Origin of the sequence: Haloferula sp. A504 (assembly GCF_044385805.1) — a bacterium.
In the GTDB taxonomy this organism is placed as follows: domain Bacteria; phylum Verrucomicrobiota; class Verrucomicrobiia; order Verrucomicrobiales; family Akkermansiaceae; genus Haloferula.
Genome location: NZ_JBISBU010000085.1, coordinates 1 through 16,335, shown reverse-complemented (window position 1 = coordinate 16,335; position 16,335 = coordinate 1). Strand labels below are relative to the sequence as shown.

Below are 16,335 nucleotides of genomic sequence, written 5' to 3'. Positions count from 1 at the left end.
CGTCGAAGATCGAAGGGGTCCTCGCATTTCGCATTCTGGATGGAGTCACAGTCGTATTTCACCATTTGGCTACGGCATTCATGGTAGTTTGGACGTGGCGCAGATGCCGGCCTCGCCGCAGCGCGACGCGGCGGTCAGCGGCTTTGCCCGCGGCTACGCCTGGCAGGATCCCGAAACGGCGATCGCCTGGGCCCAAGACATCGCCGACCCCGAGCTGAAGCAGCGCTCGCTCACCGACGTCGGCCGGGCCTACTACCGGCGGGACCCCGAGGGTGCCCGCGCCTGGCTGGAAACCAGCGGCCTGCCGGAAGCAGCACGCCAGGAGGTGGTCGCTCCCCGCTGGGGGCGGCGCCGGTGACAAATCAATCCTCCGGACAACGTGCCCCGAGGTTTGCCTCGAAATCCTGCACGTAGAGCTTTTCGAGGATCTGGACGGACAGGACCACCACCAGCAGGCGCTGGAGCTTCCGCTTCAGGCTGCAATCGAAGAACAGCAGCCGGCACAGGCGACGGAGGCGCTGGATCCGGCGGTTCACGAAGATCCCGCCCCGCCGGATCGCCTCGTTGGAAAGGTAGCGATCGAGCAGGTCGTCCAGCTCCGGCATCACGCCCCTGCGCAGCTCCATCGGCGGGGCGCTGAATGGCCACTTCTCGCGTTGGTAGATCTCGTCGATCAGGTCGTCGCGAAAGGCCTCGCGCAGCACGTATTTCTCCACGCCGTCCCGGATCTTCAGGCGGTCGGGGATCCGGCGACAGGCTTCGAAGAGCGGATGGTCGAGGAACGGGGTCCGGCCCTCGAGGGAATGCCCCATTTCCTGGCGGTCGCCGAGGACGGTGAGGAGGTAGGGCGCCAGCAGGCTCTTGATGGTGAAATGCTGGATCTTGCGAACGGGAGGAAGCGGGTCGGTCTGGTGGCGGGGGAGGCGCTTGCGCAGCAGGTCGAGCGGGTGCCGTTGCGAGAGGCGCGGGCGGTGCTTGGGCAGGAACAGGGCACTGAAGAATCCCTGGATCTCCCGGGAGAGATGCTCCTCGATCTCCGGCCAGGGAATGAAGCCGATGGCCTTGTTGATCTCCTCAAGATGCTTTCCCCGCACCTTCCGGACCGATTCCTTCCGGTTCTCCATCCGCTCGGTGATCGATCCCTTGCCGGGCTGGAAGTGGGGGTAGCCGAGAAACACCTCGTCCGATCCTTCTCCTGTTAGAACGACCTTGACGTGCCGGCGGGCCAGCTTCGACAGCAGGAACTTTCCCACCCCGTGGAAATTGTGGAACGGCAGCTCGGAGACCCACAGGCTGTCCTCGGCATGGGCGAGCAAGGTCGCCCGGTCACAGGTGACCGAGTGAAAGTCGGCCCCGATCTTCTCGGCCATCTTCCGGGCCAGTTCCAGCTCGTCGAAGTTGCTGTCTTCCGGAAAGGAGATGGTGAAGGCCTTGATTGGCCCGTCGGTCTGGCGGGCCGCCGAAGCAGCGACGATGGCGGAGTCGATCCCTCCGCTGAGGTAGACCCCCACCGGCACATCGGCCCTCAGCCGCAGGCCAACGGCCTCGTCGACGCCCTGCCGCACCGTGTCGATGGCGGCCCGTTCATCCGGCCCGGACGAGGCGTCCTCTTCGGGAAGCGCGAGATCCAGGTCCCAGTAGAAGTCGGTGGACACCTCCCCGGAGGCGAGATCGACCGTCATGAGGTGGCCCGGCGGGAGGGCTTCGATTCCCTCGAACAGGCAGTCCGGGATCACCCCGCTCAGAAAGTCGCGGACGGCCGCCGGATCGATCGCAGGGGCGTGGCATCCGGTGGCGAAGATCGCCTTGGCCTCGGAGCCGAACAGGTAGCGTCCGTCGCGATGCGCGAAGAAGAGCGGCTTGATGCCAAATCGATCGCGCGCCGCGATCAGGCGGCGGCGTTTCTTGTCCAGAAGGAGAAAGGCAAACTCGCCCCGGAGGTGGTGGACGAAGGCCTCACCATGCTCGCGGTAGAGGTGCAGGATCACTTCCGAATCGCTCCTCGTGGAAAACCGATGGCCCTGCGCCTCCAGCTCGCGCCGGATGCGCTCGTGATCGTAGATCTCGCCATTGCAGACGAGCACCAGGTTCTGGTCGTCTGCGTAGAGGGGTTGGTCGCCGGTCTCGAGGTCGATGATGGAAAGCCGGGCATGGCCGAGGCCCACCCTCTCGGACGGATCGACATGGCTGCCGGAACCGTCCGGGCCACGGTGCCGGAGTGAGGCCACCGCACGCTGGAGATCCACCTCCTCCGGGGTGTATCCGATGTATCCGATGATTCCGCACATGATGGCACAAGACAGACCTGCGCGACGCCCGCCGTATGGAGGCACCGACACGCGGCGGCATTCCCGCCTGTTTCCGCGTTGGAATCAATCCCTCACCATGCGTCATTTCCCCATATCCCGAATGGTCGCCGCCACCGTGCTGATCGCGGCGGCCACCACCGCTTCCGCAAAAGCCCCTCCGGAGGTCGAACTCATCCGCATCGACCATGAGATCCGGCAGATCGAGGGCTGGACGGTGCATGTCGACGTGAGCCTGCTGGAGGGAGAGCATCAGGAAACCGGCGAGCTCGCCCTGCGGCTTCTCGAGGAGCGCCTGCACCAGATCGCCCTGTGCCTGCCGCCGGAACCGGTCGCCCGGATGCGCGAGGTTCCGATCTATTTCGACCGGGCCCATCCGCTCGGAAACGCCCACTATCACCCCAACGCCGGCTGGCTGGAGGCCCGCGGCTACGACCCCGCCATGGGCAAGGCGGTGCAGATCACGGGGGCGGCCTCGCTGATCCGCGAAGCCAAGAGTCCGAATCCCTCGTCGGTGATGCTGCATGAGCTGGCCCACGCGTACCACGACCGGGTGCTCGGTTTCGACCACCCGGAGATCCTCGCCGGCTACCGGGAGTTCTGCGACAGCCGCAAGTTCGACCGCACCGCCCATGTCTCGGGCCGTCAAGCCCCCCACTACGGCCTCACCGATCACAAGGAATACTTCGCCGAGATGACCGAGACCTACTTCGTCGGCAACGATTACTTTCCCTTCAATCACTACCAGCTCTTCCACGAGCACCGCCCGAGCTACGACCTGCTCGCCAGGATCTGGGGGTCGGACATCCGGCCGCCCAAAGCCGACGACAAGGGCCAGCCCGGCATTCTGGAGCTCCGCATCCTCGCGACCCTGATGTCGCAACGGGGAGAGTTCGACGAGGCGCTGGCCCTCGTGGACAAGGCACGGGAGCGCAGCTCCGACGCCGAGGGCCGCCTCGAGAGCCTGCGCAAGATGATCGAGGATCAGCGGGCCGCCGCAGGGGCGGAGGGTAGCTGAAGTCTTCCCCGGCAGGATGACCCGACCGCATGAAATGCGGAGTCGGGCGTGGACGTAGGACGGGCATGAGCGACGGGTGCCCGCGCTGGATGGCCATCCCCTTGGCCAGCGTGATGGCATGGATCCTTCCCGCCGCGCCGGCAGACGAGGTGAGGGACGACTGGTTGCGGCAGGATGTCGGAGGAAAGGCGGCGCTCGTGGACGGCCCCGTGGTTGAGCGGGTCCTCGAGGAGGTGCCCGACCCGACCGCGCTTCGCCGGGAGGTGATGCGACTGCACGAGGATGGCGTGCCCACCGGGGATCCTCGTTGGCTGGCCCTGTATGAGAAGGCGGCGGAACGGCGGCGGGCGGTGCGATTGGCGATGGTGCTGGAGCAGGCGCCACGGATCATTTTCATCAAGCGGCGGACGATCCGGCCGTCCTTCTTCGGCTACACCGAGGGGCAGTCCGATGCGCAGCACGAGAGCCGGTTCCTGCCCGGGTCGGCGCTGTGCCTGCTGGAGTTCGATGGCACCAGGGGAAGGGTGCGGAACCTGCTTGAGGACGAAGGAGGGGTGTTCCGTGACCCGGCGGTGTCGTGGGACGGGAAACGGCTGGTCTTTGCCTGGAAGAAGTCGCACCGCGAGGATGACTACCATCTCTATGAGCTCCGACCGGAAGACGGCGGCCTGCGGCAGTTGACCTCCGAGGTGGGAGTGGCGGATTTCGAACCGGCCTTCCTGCCCGACGGTGACCTCGTGTTCTCGTCGAGCCGCTGCGTGCAGACCGTGGACTGCTGGTGGACCGAGGTCAGCAACCTCTACACCTGCGGACCGGATGGATCGAACGTGCGCCGGCTGGGCTTCGACCAGGTCCACACCGTCTATCCGCAGGTCCTCGACGACGGACGCGTCGTCTACACGCGCTGGGACTACAACGACCGCGGCCAGGTCTTTCCGCAGCCGCTTTTTCAGATGAATCCGGACGGCACGGGCCAGACCGAGTTCTACGGCAACAACTCGTGGTTCCCGACCACCATCACGCACGCGCGCGGCATTCCGGGCACGGGCAAGGTGCTGGCCATCCTGTGCGGTCACCACTCGAGCCAGACCGGCAAGCTTGCGGTGATCGATCCGGCGCTCGGCCGCCAGGAAAACGAGGGCGTGCAACTGGTGTCGCCACGGCGCGAGACCAGGGCCGAGCGGATCGACGCCTACGGCCAGAAGGGTGAGTTGTTCCGCTATCCCTATCCGCTGAACGAGTCGGAGTGGCTGGTGAGCTATGCGCCGGACGGTTGGCCGGGCAAGGATCGGCGGCAGGATCAGGCGGCCTTCGGAATCTACTGGATGGACATCGACGGCCGACGGGAGTTGCTGGCGACGGATCCCGACCTGCCCTGCCAGCAACCGGTGCCCTTGGTCGCGAGGACCAGGCCACGGGTGCGGGCCAGCCAGGTCGACCTCGCCGCGGAAACCGGAAGCTACTACATGCAGGACATCCACGAGGGTCCGGGCCTCGAGGGAGTGCCGCGCGGGACCGTGAAAAAGCTGCGGATCGTGGCCCTCGATTTCCGCGCCGCAGGCGTCGGCAGGAACCACAGCAGCGGGCCGGGAGGGTCGGCGCTGGTCAGCACCCCGATCTCCATCGGCAACGGCAGCTGGGACGTCAAGCGGGTGCTGGGCGAGGCAACCGTCCACGAGGACGGCTCGGCCTTCTTCGTCGTGCCGGCCCGGACCCCGGTCTACTTCCAGGCGGTCGATACCAGGGGCCGGGTGGTGCAGACGATGCGGAGCTGGAGCACGCTGCAGCCCGGAGAAAGGGCCTCATGCGTCGGCTGTCACGAGGACAAGAACGAGGCACCCCCACGACCCGGCTACGCCTCGGCCATGGCGGTCGAACCGGAGACGCTTGTTCCGTTCCACGGACCACCGCGCGGCTTCAGTTTTGCCAGGGAGGTCCAGCCCATCCTCGACCAGCATTGCATCGGCTGCCACGACGACCGGGAGCCGTTGTTGAGACTGGCGGCCGGTCAAGGCGGGCCCGTGCTGGCAAGGCCCCGGACCGCGACCGGGGAACAGGCATTCAGCCTGCTCGGCGAGACGGTGGTGGATGCCCATTCCAAGCGGAGATGGAGCGATGCCTACCTCGTCCTGACCGAATCAAAGCGCGACGGGAAGAAGGGTGATGGGCCCTTCCGCGGCAATCCGGACGGGCGGCTGGTGAAGTGGATCAGCAGCCAATCCGTCCCGACGCCGCAGCCGGCGCGCACCGCGGGATCAACCCGCAGCGCGTTGCTGGATTTGCTGGAGGCCGGCCACGGCGGGGTCGAGTTGTCACCAGCCGAGCTCGAGAAGATCGCCTGCTGGATCGACCTCGGCGTGCCATACGCCGGCGACTACCTCGAAGCGAATGCCTGGAGCCCGGAGGAGATGGAGAAATACATCCTCTACGCCGACAAGCGCCGCCGCTTCGAGGAGATCGATCGCGAGTCGGTGCGCGAGCTTCGGGCCGGGAGATAGGGTAGCTGTCACTCGGCGACGTCACACTTCGCCACGACTTCCTCCCAGGTGAAGTCATCGCGCAGCATCCTTGCAAGCCACGGGTCGACGGCGGGCAGGCGGCCGGCCGCGGCGAATTGATCCGGCCGGGTGATGCGGGTGAAGAGCACGCGCCGGCAGTCGCTGCGGGGCACCGACTTCGTGCCGTAGCCGCCGGGCTGGTTGCTCGACCAGAAGCGCAAGCTTTCGGCATCGTGCCCGAGATAGACCACCAGGTGCCCCCGCTCGCGGCCACCGATCCGGTCGGTCCACCAGATCTTGAGGAAGTCGCCCGGTCTCGCCTCGTCCCACGAGGTGAAGTTCCGGCCCGCCCGCAGGTCGGCGACCAGTTTGGCGCTGCCGGGCCCGTTGGCGTTCCATCGGCCGAATACGCCGTGACCGTCCTGATGGTCCACCACCGGCAGCAGCGCCTCCGAGCCGTGGCCCAGAGCTTTGAGCAGGACCAGGTAGGTCGCCCCCGAGCAGAAACTCGGCTTGGCCTGCCTCGCATCGACCCGGAGGCCTTGGTCGGTTAGAGAGCAGGCACCGGGCAACAGGTTCTTGGTTGCATCGCTGCCGTCGTAGCCGCCTCCGGCCGGCATCGTCCGCACCGCGGCGAGCACCTTCACGTTGAAATCCGAGCCTTCGTCCGCGGCCACGTGGGCACAGCTGATGGCGACGACAGCCCCCAGGGTGACGCCGGCGAACTTGATCCACATGCCGCATTCAAATCCTGCGCGTCCCCATCCGCCAGCCCGGAACCATGAATTCCGTGCGTCACGAACACCTGCAAGTCGCACCGGGTTCTCCGGCACGGACCGCCTCCGCTACGACCCCGGGACCACCGTCCGCTTGAACGCTTCGATCGCCTCCCGCATGGACGCCGTGACCTTCGGGTTCGCGTCGGCGATGTTCGTCGTTTCGCCAAGGTCCTCCGCCAGGTTGTAGAGCTGAACGTCGTCGCCCTTCACGATCATCTTCCAGTCGCCGCGGCGCATGGCCGTGCCGAGCTTCGGCTCGTAGCCGAAAAAGATGTCCCGGTCGGGAAGCGGTTCCCCATCGAGGAAATGATCCCGGGCGCTGACGCCGTCGAGATTGGCTGGATTCTTCGATGAAAGGCCGGCGATCTCCGTGAAGGTCGGGAACAGATCGAAGCCGAGCAGCAGGGCATCGGACCGGACCCCCGCCTTGATTTTCCCCGGCCACCAGGCGACCGCCGGCACGCGGTGGCCTCCTTCGTAGTGGCCGAACTTGGTGCCGCGCAGCGGACCCTTCTCCCGGCTCATGCCGACGTCGCCGTTGTCCGACCAGAAGAACACCAGCGTCTGCTCCGAGAGGCCCGTCTCGCGAAGGGTGTCGAGGATCCTGCCGACGCTGTTGTCGAGGTCCTTCACCATCTCGACGTAGCGTGGGCGGTTTTCATCGCCGACCCGGTTCTGCTTCCAGCCCTCCTTGCGGGTTTCGGGCGTGTCGGCGCGGGTTTGGTAGGGGTTGTGCGGTGTCTGGTGGGAAACGAAGAGAAAGAAGGGCTCGTCCTTGTGGCGCCGGATGAAGTCGACGCTCCTGTCGGTGATGATGTCGGTCGAGTATCCCTTCACTTCCTCCTGCTTGAGTCCGTTGCGCCAAGTCTTGTGTAGATGGAAATCGGCCGCGCCGTTGAGCAGGCCGACGAACTCGTCGAAGCCGTGGTGGACCGGGTTGAACTTGTCGGAATGACCGCAGTGCCACTTGCCGAACAACGCGGTCGCGTAGCCGCTCTTCTGGAACACCTTTCCGAGGGTCGGGGTCGAGGCGGGGATCCCCTGGTCCGGTTCCTTCGACCCGACGATTACGTCGACGATGCCGACCCGCTGCTGGTAGCGCCCCGTGAGAAACGCGGCGCGGGTGGGGCTGCACACCGACGAATTGGAGTGGAAGTCGGTGAAGGTGATTCCCTCCTCCGCCATCCTCTGGATCCGCGGCGTCTCAATCCAGCCATCGTAGAGTTTCAGGTCCCGGCAGCCCAGGTCATCGGCGAGAACGACGATGATGTTCGGCGGCCGCCGGGCGGACTCCGCACAGGCGGTGCCGCCCGCCATCGCGGCAAGCACGGTGGCCAGAATGGTCCGAAGGAATGGCATCACACCACGAGTCTGAGTCCGGGGACCCGCACGCGGCAAGGCCTTCCACCGATCGTTCTCAGGCGACCTCGGGCGGAGCCACGGTGAGCTTGCCGGAGGCATCCTGCCGAATCGCACCCGCCTGCAGCAACGCGGTCACCGCATTCAGGCTGTCGATCAGCCGGGCGCCCGAAAGATCGGAGATTTCGTCGGCGGTCGGAAATGGATCGCCGGGCCGGAGCCGGCCGCTTTTCAAGGCCGCTTTGGCGGCATCGACCAGTTCAGGCGTGGTCGCCCCGGTGGGCTTCTGGAGACGGCGGAACATCGGGCTCCGCTTGATGAAGCCCTGGGTCACGGAGAGCCGACGACAGGCGTGGATGAAGCAATTGGTCATGTTCGAAGGGTGGTTTGGACATGCGGGCTTTTGCTTCGGAGCGGAGATTGAATGGGTGGTCTCTCCCCGCGCCTTGGTTTCTGCCGGGAAAACGATCCACAAGCGGCGGTTTTTCCATTTATTTTAAGAAATCTTCAGGAGACTCCGGGTGAGGGAGAGGAAAGTACCGTGGCCGGATTCTTTGCGTCCCCTTGGTGGTCCGGGCTAGGCTCCTCCCATGCTTGAGAGCCTGCTGAAGAATCACCCGCTCATCCTCGCCGAGTGCGCCGTGGCGGAACGCCTGCGGCGCCTGCCCGGGGTGGAGCTTCACCCGACGCTCTTCAACACGCCCCTCATCTACGGCCCGGAGGACGCTCGAGACGCGATGACCTCCATCTACCTCGAGTATGTGGAAACGGCAGGCCACGCGGGCTTGCCGCTGCTGCTCACCGCGCCCACCTGGCGGCTCGACGCCTCGCGGATCGCGGAAGCGGGCGTGCCGGCCTCAATCAACACCGATGCCGTCGCTTTTCTAACAAGCCTGCGCGACCACCTCCCGCCCGGTCGCGTGCCGATCGCGGTCGGGGCGCTCGTCGGACCCAAGGGCGACTGCTACCGGCCCGATCTCGCGCCGGACGCGGACGAAGCCGAAAACTTCCATACACCGCAGATCCGTGAACTGGCCGCCACCCCTGCCGACTTTCTTCTCGCCCAGACCCTGCCCTCGGTCGACGAGGCCCTTGGCCTGGCCCGGGCCATGGCCGACACCGACAAGCCCTGCCTGATCAGCTTCTGCACCGGGACCGACGGCCGCGTCCTCGATGGCACACCGCTGCCCGAGGCCATCCGGCGCCTCGACGACGCCCTGCCACGTCCTCCCGCCGGCTACTTCGTCAACTGCACCCATCCCCGCTTCCTGCTCGAGGCGTATGTTCCCGGCGAACTCGACCGGCTCGTCGGCATCCAGGCCAACGGTTCGTCCCGCGATGTCACCGCGCTCGATGGCGCGGCGGCCACCGAGGCCGACTCGGTCGACACCTGGGCCGACTCCATGGCGCAACTCCACGACCGTCACCAGGTTCCCATCCTCGGCGGCTGCTGCGGGACTTCGCTCGGGCACCTCGGGGCACTCGCCGGCATCGCCCGCTGAGCGCCGGTTCAAGCGTTGAGGTCCCCTTGCGATCAAGTCCGGAGCCGGCGCTGCCACAGTCGGAATTTTACTTCCCGACCGATCCGGTCAACCCTGCTGCCGCCATGATCCACGACAAAGCCGCTGAGCTCATCAACCAACAAGTCGGTCACGAATTCGCCGCCTCCTATCAATACATCGCCGTCTCCACCTGGTGCGACGCCGAGGCCCTGCCGGAGATGGCCAAGTATTTCGCCAAGCAGGCGGACGAAGAGCGAATGCACGCCCTCAAGATGGTGCAGTTCCTCAACGACACCGACCGCGCCGTGGACTTCCCCGCGCTGCCCAAGCCGCAGTCGAAATTCGAATCCGTCGAGCAGGTCTTCCAGCTTTCCTACGATCAGGAGGTCATGGTGACCGACCAGATCAAGGCGATCTACGACGCGGCCGCCGAGCACAACGACCGGGTCACCCAGAACTTCCTGCAGTGGTTCCTCGAAGAACAGGTCGAGGAAGTCGCCAGCATGGACACGCTGCTCAAGATCACCCGGCGGGCCGGCAGCGATCTGTTCCGGGTGGAGGATTACATCGCCCGCCAAGGCCATCCGGAAGAGGCCGGGGACTAGGCATTTCCCCGCTCGAAGCGGACCGCCTGCATCGCCTGTCTCACTCGCATCCCACTCACCATGCAACTCCACCAACTTCCCCGGTTCCTCACTCTGGCGCTGATCGGCACCATCCTCGCTGCCCCTGCGGCCGATCAGGATGCTGCGGATGAGAACGTGTATGCCTTGCGCCCGAAGGCGAACGCCCCGAGGAATTTCGGCCACATCGGGCCGACGGGCATCATGGCCCACATCGACACGGGCGTGAAGGTGACCGTGGAGGGCACCCGGGAAGGGAGCCCGGCTGACGGCAAATTCCATGCGGGAGAGGTCATCGTGGGGGTCAATGGCCAAGCGCTCGAAGGGCGGAACCCGTATGTGGTGCTTGGCTCGGCGATCACGGCGGCCGAAGCGAGCGACGGCAAACTCTCCTTCGATCTCGACTCCGAAGAGGGCAAGCGCCAGGTCACCCTCGAGATTCCGGTGATGGGCGCCTACGCCGCTCAGTGGCCGGTCGATTGCGCCAAGTCGCGCAAGATCGTCCAACACGCCGCCGCCTACTACGAGAAGTCGCTCAAGGAGAGCAAGGACATGGGGGTGGGGGGTGCCTTGACCTGCCTGTTCCTGCTTTCCACCGGCGACGACACCTACCTGCCCCTGATCAAGGCGCACTACGCGAAGTTCATCGAGAATCCGGAAGCGATCGGCGACCACACCTGGAACAACGGCTACAACGGCATCGCCTGCGCCGAGTATTACCTGCGCACCGGCGACCCGGACATGCTGCCGGTCCTCCAGGCCTTCTGTGACGACGCCCGGGATCGACAGAATTTCGACGCGGCGTGGAAACACTGGGGCACCGACATCAATCCGCGCTACGTGGCCGGTGGCCTGATGAACCCGGCGAGCACGCAGGTGCTGACCACCCTGCTTCTGAGCAAGGAAGCGGGCGTGAACGTCGATGAGAAGACCCTGCTCAACTGCCTGCGCTACTTCTACCGCTTCGCGGGGCACGGCTCGGTGGCCTACGGCGATCACCGTGGGGAAGGCGGCGTGGGATCGAATGGCAAGGACGCCATGCTGGCGGCCGCGATGCAGGTCGCTTCCGGTGCCTCCGGCGACACCTCGATCTATCAGGCCGCCCGCGACAGCCTCAGCATGGCCACCCTGAACGCCTATCCCGCGATGATCACCGGGCACGCCGACAACGGTCGCGGTGATGGCATGTGGCGCGGCATTGCCTCCACCTACCTGATGGAGAAGAAGCCGGCGAAGTTCCGTGAGGTCATGGACCGCATCACCTGGTGGTACGACCTTTCGCGCTTCGATGACGGCGCGATCGGCCTGGCCACCCTCCAGGGCTGGAACGATCCCGGCTCGGGGGCAGGCGCGGCGATGACCTACACCGCCCCGCTCAAGACCCTGCGCATCACCGGGGCGCCCCGCTCGGAACATGCGAAGGAGTTCCAGCTTCCCAAACGGATCTGGGGCAACCAGGCGGACCTCGCTTTCCTCAAGATCGAGCCGGTCGACGGTTACGAGGAATACGGTGAGCCGCTGGCCATCCACCGGATCACCCCGCTGATCGGCTCGGCCTACATCCGCGGCAGCGTGGAGGAGGATCCCGACAGCGTTTCGCTGGATCAGCTCAACCAGTTCGTACGCCACCAGAGCTACATGATCCGTGCCCAGGCCGCCAAGGCGCTCCGGATCAAGGGTGAGTGGAAGGTGCTGGAAGAGCTGCTGCGGCACCCGGACCCGCGGATGCGCCGCGCCGCCTTGGACGGCATGCTCGACTGGAGGTATTTCTTCGGCGTCGGCAAGAAACCGCTCGCGACCGGGGATTACACCCCCGGCATGATCGAGGCGATCACCGCGATGCTCGGCAATCCGCAGGAGGCGACCTATGTCATCGAAGGGGCCCTGTTCGCCACGGGCTTCATGCCCGCCGAGGTGATCCAGGAGCACTACGACGTCATCTATCAGTGGACCCGCCACGACGACTGGTGGTTCCGGCAGGCTTCCTTCATGGCCCTCCAGGGCCTGAGCAAGGATCCGGAACTCTACCTCAAGGCGGTCCCGGTACTCACCGAGTTGATGATCCGGGAGAACCACACCATGCCGCGGAACGCGATGAACCAGACGCTGGCCAATTCGCTCAAGCAGTTCGCTCCCGACAGCGAGATCGGCCGGTTGCTCGCCAAGGGCTTCGATGAAAGCGTCGCCGAAACCCGGATCCTCGAGGGTCGTCGCGACCGCGAGGGCGTCTACAACGTCGCGCAGTCGATCGAGAAGGCCGCCAGCATGGCCCCGGAACTGGCACCCCAGCTCGCCGCCTCACTGGTCGAGCGCGGGCTTTCGGTGCTGGATGACGACCAATTGCTCGGGCTCATCGACGGCCAGGGAGGGTTCCTGAAGCTGGCGGCGAAATTGAAGGGTCCCGGGCGCGATAGTCTCGAGAAGATCCTCTACGAGAGTTATCGGCCCGAGGTGGTCAAGCGGCTCAAGGCGGGCGGCGGAACCGACATCAGGACCATCGATGCCCTCATCGGCATCACCGAGCTGCGCGATCAGAACGTCGGCTGGACCATCATCGGATCGCCCGAGCCTCAGGCCCGGGAGTGGCACTACCTGTCCTTCCATCCGAAGGCCGAGAAGGACTTCCTGCCGAAGCGCGAGGGACGCCGCTACCGTCAGGTCGAGCTGGCACCGGAACTGAAGGACTGGTTTCAGCCGGGCTTCGACGCCAGCGGCTGGCAGAGCGGCAAGGCTCCGATCGGCAAGGGCGGCCACCCGAGGGCCGGCAATCGGCCCCCGGAAAATCAATCCACCTGGGGCGAGGGCGAGATTCTGCTGGCGCGGACGAGCTTCGAGCTGAACGACACCGACTACGATCTCTATCGTCTCCGCATGCTCTGCATCCAGGGCTTTCAGGTCTACCTGAACGGCAAGAGGATCCGCACCTACTCGTGGTGGCAGGAACCCAAGGAATACCGCAAGTGGCCGATGGGTCCGCGGGAAGCCGCGCTGCTCAAGAAGGGCACGAACACCCTCGCGATCTACACCATGGAGGTCTATCCGTCCTCCCAGAAACCCCACTGGAAGGACGAGGTGTTCGGTCAGCTCGACTGCTACATCGAGGGACTGCGGAAGGAAGACCTCTATTGAGGGGCGGCCATGGCGAGCCTCAGCGGGGGCTCCGATGAGGGATTTCAGCCAAGCGGATACTCGCCATCCTCATCGATGCCGATCCAGCCGAGTTGGTGGAAGGCGGCGAAGATGGCCAGGCGGGGATCGTCGACTTCGTCCTCGGCGTGTTCGATGGTCGCGGTGCTGGTGAGACCGCGCATGGACTCGATGCTGATGACCGTTTCGCTGCCCTCGAGGTGGATCCAGTCGCCCCAGTCCTTCGCCTCGTGACGTGCCTCCAGCTTCTGCTTCTTCAGCGCCGCGACAACTTCGCGGATGGTGCAGGCGACTTCGCCCTCGGGAGTTTGGACCACGGTTTGCATCGGCCCGATAGGAAAGAGGCACCTTGCGGTTTTCAAGGGAAACGAGTCCTCAATTCGAGACCGTTCCCGGCAACGGTCGGGGCCTTCACCCGCCAGCCTGCATTTCTCACGAGTGAGAAATGCATCCCGACCGGGTCGGGACCGATACGGCGCTGCAGGGGATCTGGGTGAGTGTTTTTGTTAGACAGTGTGTTGCCGTCCCTATTCGGGCTAGCCGTATTTCCACACGATCAGGGGCAGCACGGTCAACGCGACCACCAGCGCCAGGACCACGCCCATCTTGACGTAGTCGACGAAGCGGTAGCCGCCCGGCCCCATCACGAGGACATTGGCGGGGTGCGAGATCGGGCTGGTGAAGCTCGCCGACGCGGCCATCGCGACGCCCATCATCAGCAGCTTCGGATCGATCCCCATCTCGGCCGAGGTCCCGATCGCGATCGGTGCCATGATGAGCACCAGTGCCGTGGTCGGAACGATGGTGGTGGCCGCCGCGGTGAGCAGATAGATCCCGAGAAGGATGCCCCACAAGCCCAGCGGCTCCATCGCCCCGGAGACCCCCCCGGCGATCCAGTGGGCCGCCCCGGAGCTTTCCATCGCGGTCCCGAGCGGGATCATGCCGGCGATGAGGAAGACCGACTTCCAGTCGATCGCGCGGTAGGCGTCCTCCATCGTGAGACAACGCGTCGCCAGCATCACCGCCGCCCCCGCCACGGCGGCGATGGCGATGGGCAGAACCCCGGCGAGCACCAGGCCCACCACCGCCAGCATCAGGACGGCGGAAAGCACCGCCTTGCCGGGTTCGGCGCGCGCCTGGTCACCATAGGCCATGCGGGTGAGCACCACGAAGTCGGGATCGTCGGCGAGCTTCTCGACCTGCTCGCGCGGGCCGCGCAAGAGCAGCGCGTCGCCGAATTCCAGGGGCATGTGGCGCAGGTGGGACCGCCACGAACGACCCCGCCGCCAGATCGAAAGGACCTGCAGGCCGTAGCGCTGGCGGAAGTCGAGCTCCTTCGGTGTCCTGCCGGGCAGCGTGCTGCGCGGCGAGAAGGTGACCTCGGCGATGCCCTCGGTCTCGCCGAGTTCCTCCATGCTGCCGCCTTCCCCGTCGTCCTCCAGCAACTCGAGGCTCTGGATCGCCCGCATCAACTCGAGCCCTTCCGGTTTTCCCAGCACCAGCAGCTGATCCCCCGGCTCGAAGACTTCGTCGGCATCGGGGAAAAGGATCGATCCGCCGCGCCGTGCGATCCCGATGATGCGCAGGCCGAGGGTCTCACCCAGCCCGCTTCGCGCCACCGTCATGCCGGCCAGCCGCGAGTCGGGCGGAAGCATCAGCTCGATCAGCGAATCGGAATCGGGATAGATGTCCGAGAGGTGTTCCTGCGAGACCATCTGCACCTCGCTGAAGGCTTCGCTTCCGCCCAACTTCCCCAGTGGTTCGCGAGGGCCATCGAGGGTGAGGACATCGCCGGCCTTGAGCGGCACCTTCGAAAGGTCGTCGCGGATCACCTTTCCCGGCCGCCGGACCGCCACGATGTGGGCGCCGAAGCGCGCGCGAAACCCCGCCTCCTCGACGGTGAGCCCGACCAGCTCCGACCTGGGCGCCACCGTCGCATTCACCACGGCCAGCTTCTCGGACGAGAGCACCTGGAGAATCTCGTCGCCGCTCGCCATCTCGAGCGCCTGCCAGCCGAGGAACTCGCGAAACTCGTCGATGCGGCCCTGCGCGCTCAGGATGTCGCCGCTCTCGAGCACGAAGTCGGGCCCGAGGTCGCCGAAGGTTTCATGTCCGCGGCGCACCGAGAGCACCGTCAATCCCAGCGTCGCCGACAGCCCGCTCCCCCGCAGCTTGCGGCCGTGCAGCGGCGAGCCCTCGCCGATCCGCAGACCGAAGCGGCGCTCCTCGAGCCCGTAGGCGAACTGCAATCCCGCCTTGGCCGCCTCGCCGCCCATGCCCTCCGGCATCTTCGCCGGCAGCAGGTGACGCCCGACCAGGGCGATGAAAAGCGCGCCCCCGACCAGCGCCGGCACCCCGATCGGGGCGAACTCGAAAAGCTCGAAGCCCTCCAGTCCGGCCTGGCGCAGGGCCGTCGACGCCACCAGGTTCGGCGGCGTTCCGATCAGGGTGGTCAGGCCCCCGAGCAGGGACGAGTAGGCCATCGGCATCAGCAGCCGCGACGGCGGGGTGCCGGTCCGCCGCGCGATGTCCATCACCACCGGCAGCATCAGTGCGGCCACCCCGATGTTGTTCATGAAGGCCGAGAGGACGCCGGTGGTCAGCATGATCACCAGGATCATCCGGACCTCACCTTTCCCCGCGAGCCGCAGCACCCGCTGGCCGATGAAGTCGGCCACCCCGGTCGCGCTCAGGCCGGCGCTCAGGATGAACATCGCCCACACCGTGACCACCGCCGGATTGCTGAAGCCGGCGAGCGCCTCCTCGAGCGTGACCAGCCCACTCACCCCCAGCGTCCCGAGCACCAGCAGCGCGACCACGTCCATCCGCAGCTTCTCGGTGACAAAGAGCACCAGCGAAACCGCCAGGATCAGCAGAACGGCGATGATCTCGGGAGTCATCGAAAACGCATCAGGGCTTGGCTACGGGAAATCGGCACTCATCCACCACCAACCTAGTTAGGCAAACCACGCCCGCATGGCAATCCAATCCACTTCCAGTCCGTTCCGTCCCTAGGGCGTTTGCTTGGCAGGCTATGATTGGATGGGTTGTGCCATATTGATGGTGTTCACTGATTTTTGGCGGTGGTCGCGGTAGTGGTCGA

General features: G+C 65.8%; 12 protein-coding genes. 6 read left to right on the top strand and 6 right to left on the bottom strand.

Annotation, left to right across the window (positions count from 1 at the left end):
- The first annotated feature begins 94 nt into the window (after positions 1–94).
- The gene (locus ACG2LG_RS22390; protein ID WP_396262860.1) at positions 95–358 is read left to right on the top strand and encodes a hypothetical protein; all 264 of its coding nucleotides are present in this window, start codon (positions 95–97) and stop codon (positions 356–358) included.
- 4 nt (positions 359–362) lie between these two features.
- Here ACG2LG_RS22390 and asnB read toward each other — a convergent pair whose 3' ends face one another.
- Positions 363–2,288 carry an asparagine synthase (glutamine-hydrolyzing) gene (gene asnB / locus ACG2LG_RS22385; protein WP_396262858.1) on the bottom strand — a complete coding sequence of 642 codons (1,926 nt, stop codon included), beginning with the start codon at positions 2,286–2,288 and terminating at the stop codon, positions 363–365.
- 97 nt (positions 2,289–2,385) lie between these two features.
- On the opposite strand from asnB, the gene ACG2LG_RS22380 reads away from it, so the two are divergent.
- On the top strand, positions 2,386–3,324 hold the full coding sequence (locus ACG2LG_RS22380) for a hypothetical protein (protein WP_396262857.1): 939 nt from the start codon (positions 2,386–2,388) through the stop codon (positions 3,322–3,324).
- Positions 3,325–3,389: 65 nt separating this feature from the next.
- Entirely contained in the window at positions 3,390–5,822 is a 2,433-nt protein-coding gene (locus tag ACG2LG_RS22375; RefSeq protein ID WP_396262854.1) for a hypothetical protein, read from the top strand.
- 8 nt (positions 5,823–5,830) lie between these two features.
- Here ACG2LG_RS22375 and ACG2LG_RS22370 read toward each other — a convergent pair whose 3' ends face one another.
- The 3 genes from ACG2LG_RS22370 to ACG2LG_RS22360 form a co-directional block, all read right to left on the bottom strand.
- A complete protein-coding gene (locus ACG2LG_RS22370) occupies positions 5,831–6,559 on the bottom strand; it encodes a hypothetical protein (protein WP_396262853.1) in 729 nt (242 codons plus the stop codon).
- A gap of 108 nt (positions 6,560–6,667) precedes the next feature.
- Positions 6,668–7,960 (bottom strand): sulfatase-like hydrolase/transferase, encoded by a 1,293-nt coding sequence (locus ACG2LG_RS22365; RefSeq protein WP_396262852.1) that lies wholly within the window; start codon positions 7,958–7,960, stop codon positions 6,668–6,670.
- A gap of 58 nt (positions 7,961–8,018) precedes the next feature.
- Positions 8,019–8,333, bottom strand: coding sequence for a hypothetical protein (locus ACG2LG_RS22360; RefSeq protein ID WP_396262850.1), 315 nt, complete (start codon positions 8,331–8,333; stop codon positions 8,019–8,021).
- Between the two features lie 217 nt (positions 8,334–8,550).
- Here ACG2LG_RS22360 and ACG2LG_RS22355 point away from each other — a divergent pair, with 217 nt between their 5' ends.
- The 3 genes from ACG2LG_RS22355 (at position 8,551) to ACG2LG_RS22345 (ending at position 13,214) form a co-directional block, all read left to right on the top strand.
- Complete coding sequence (locus ACG2LG_RS22355; protein WP_396262848.1) at positions 8,551–9,462, top strand: homocysteine S-methyltransferase family protein; 912 nt, start codon at positions 8,551–8,553, stop codon at positions 9,460–9,462.
- Positions 9,463–9,566: 104 nt separating this feature from the next.
- Positions 9,567–10,067, top strand: coding sequence for a ferritin (locus ACG2LG_RS22350; protein WP_396262846.1), 501 nt, complete (start codon positions 9,567–9,569; stop codon positions 10,065–10,067).
- A gap of 60 nt (positions 10,068–10,127) precedes the next feature.
- Positions 10,128–13,214: a DUF6288 domain-containing protein gene (locus ACG2LG_RS22345; RefSeq protein ID WP_396262844.1), complete on the top strand. Its 3,087-nt coding sequence runs from the start codon at positions 10,128–10,130 to the stop codon at positions 13,212–13,214.
- Positions 13,215–13,258: 44 nt separating this feature from the next.
- On the opposite strand, the gene ACG2LG_RS22340 is transcribed toward ACG2LG_RS22345, so the two are convergent.
- Together ACG2LG_RS22340 and ACG2LG_RS22335 are read right to left on the bottom strand one after the other, a co-directional pair.
- Positions 13,259–13,558 carry a hypothetical protein gene (locus ACG2LG_RS22340; RefSeq protein WP_396262842.1) on the bottom strand — a complete coding sequence of 100 codons (300 nt, stop codon included), beginning with the start codon at positions 13,556–13,558 and terminating at the stop codon, positions 13,259–13,261.
- A 210-nt stretch (positions 13,559–13,768) separates the two neighbouring features.
- A complete protein-coding gene (locus ACG2LG_RS22335) occupies positions 13,769–16,132 on the bottom strand; it encodes an SLC13 family permease (protein WP_396262840.1) in 2,364 nt (787 codons plus the stop codon).
- Positions 16,133–16,335: the final 203 nt, after the last annotated feature.

Excerpts from the sequence above, each read along its gene's own strand:
- asnB (WP_396262858.1), bottom strand. The coding sequence starts at position 2,288 with ATGTGCGGAATCATCGGATACATCGGATACACCCCGGAGGAGGTGGAT.
- ACG2LG_RS22380 (WP_396262857.1), top strand. The coding sequence starts at position 2,386 with ATGCGTCATTTCCCCATATCCCGAATGGTCGCCGCCACCGTGCTGATC.
- ACG2LG_RS22375 (WP_396262854.1), top strand. The coding sequence starts at position 3,390 with ATGAGCGACGGGTGCCCGCGCTGGATGGCCATCCCCTTGGCCAGCGTG.
- ACG2LG_RS22370 (WP_396262853.1), bottom strand. The coding sequence starts at position 6,559 with ATGTGGATCAAGTTCGCCGGCGTCACCCTGGGGGCTGTCGTCGCCATC.
- ACG2LG_RS22365 (WP_396262852.1), bottom strand. The coding sequence starts at position 7,960 with ATGCCATTCCTTCGGACCATTCTGGCCACCGTGCTTGCCGCGATGGCG.
- ACG2LG_RS22360 (WP_396262850.1), bottom strand. The coding sequence starts at position 8,333 with ATGACCAATTGCTTCATCCACGCCTGTCGTCGGCTCTCCGTGACCCAG.
- ACG2LG_RS22355 (WP_396262848.1), top strand. The coding sequence starts at position 8,551 with ATGCTTGAGAGCCTGCTGAAGAATCACCCGCTCATCCTCGCCGAGTGC.
- ACG2LG_RS22350 (WP_396262846.1), top strand. The coding sequence starts at position 9,567 with ATGATCCACGACAAAGCCGCTGAGCTCATCAACCAACAAGTCGGTCAC.
- ACG2LG_RS22345 (WP_396262844.1), top strand. The coding sequence starts at position 10,128 with ATGCAACTCCACCAACTTCCCCGGTTCCTCACTCTGGCGCTGATCGGC.
- ACG2LG_RS22340 (WP_396262842.1), bottom strand. The coding sequence starts at position 13,558 with ATGCAAACCGTGGTCCAAACTCCCGAGGGCGAAGTCGCCTGCACCATC.
- ACG2LG_RS22335 (WP_396262840.1), bottom strand. The coding sequence starts at position 16,132 with ATGACTCCCGAGATCATCGCCGTTCTGCTGATCCTGGCGGTTTCGCTG.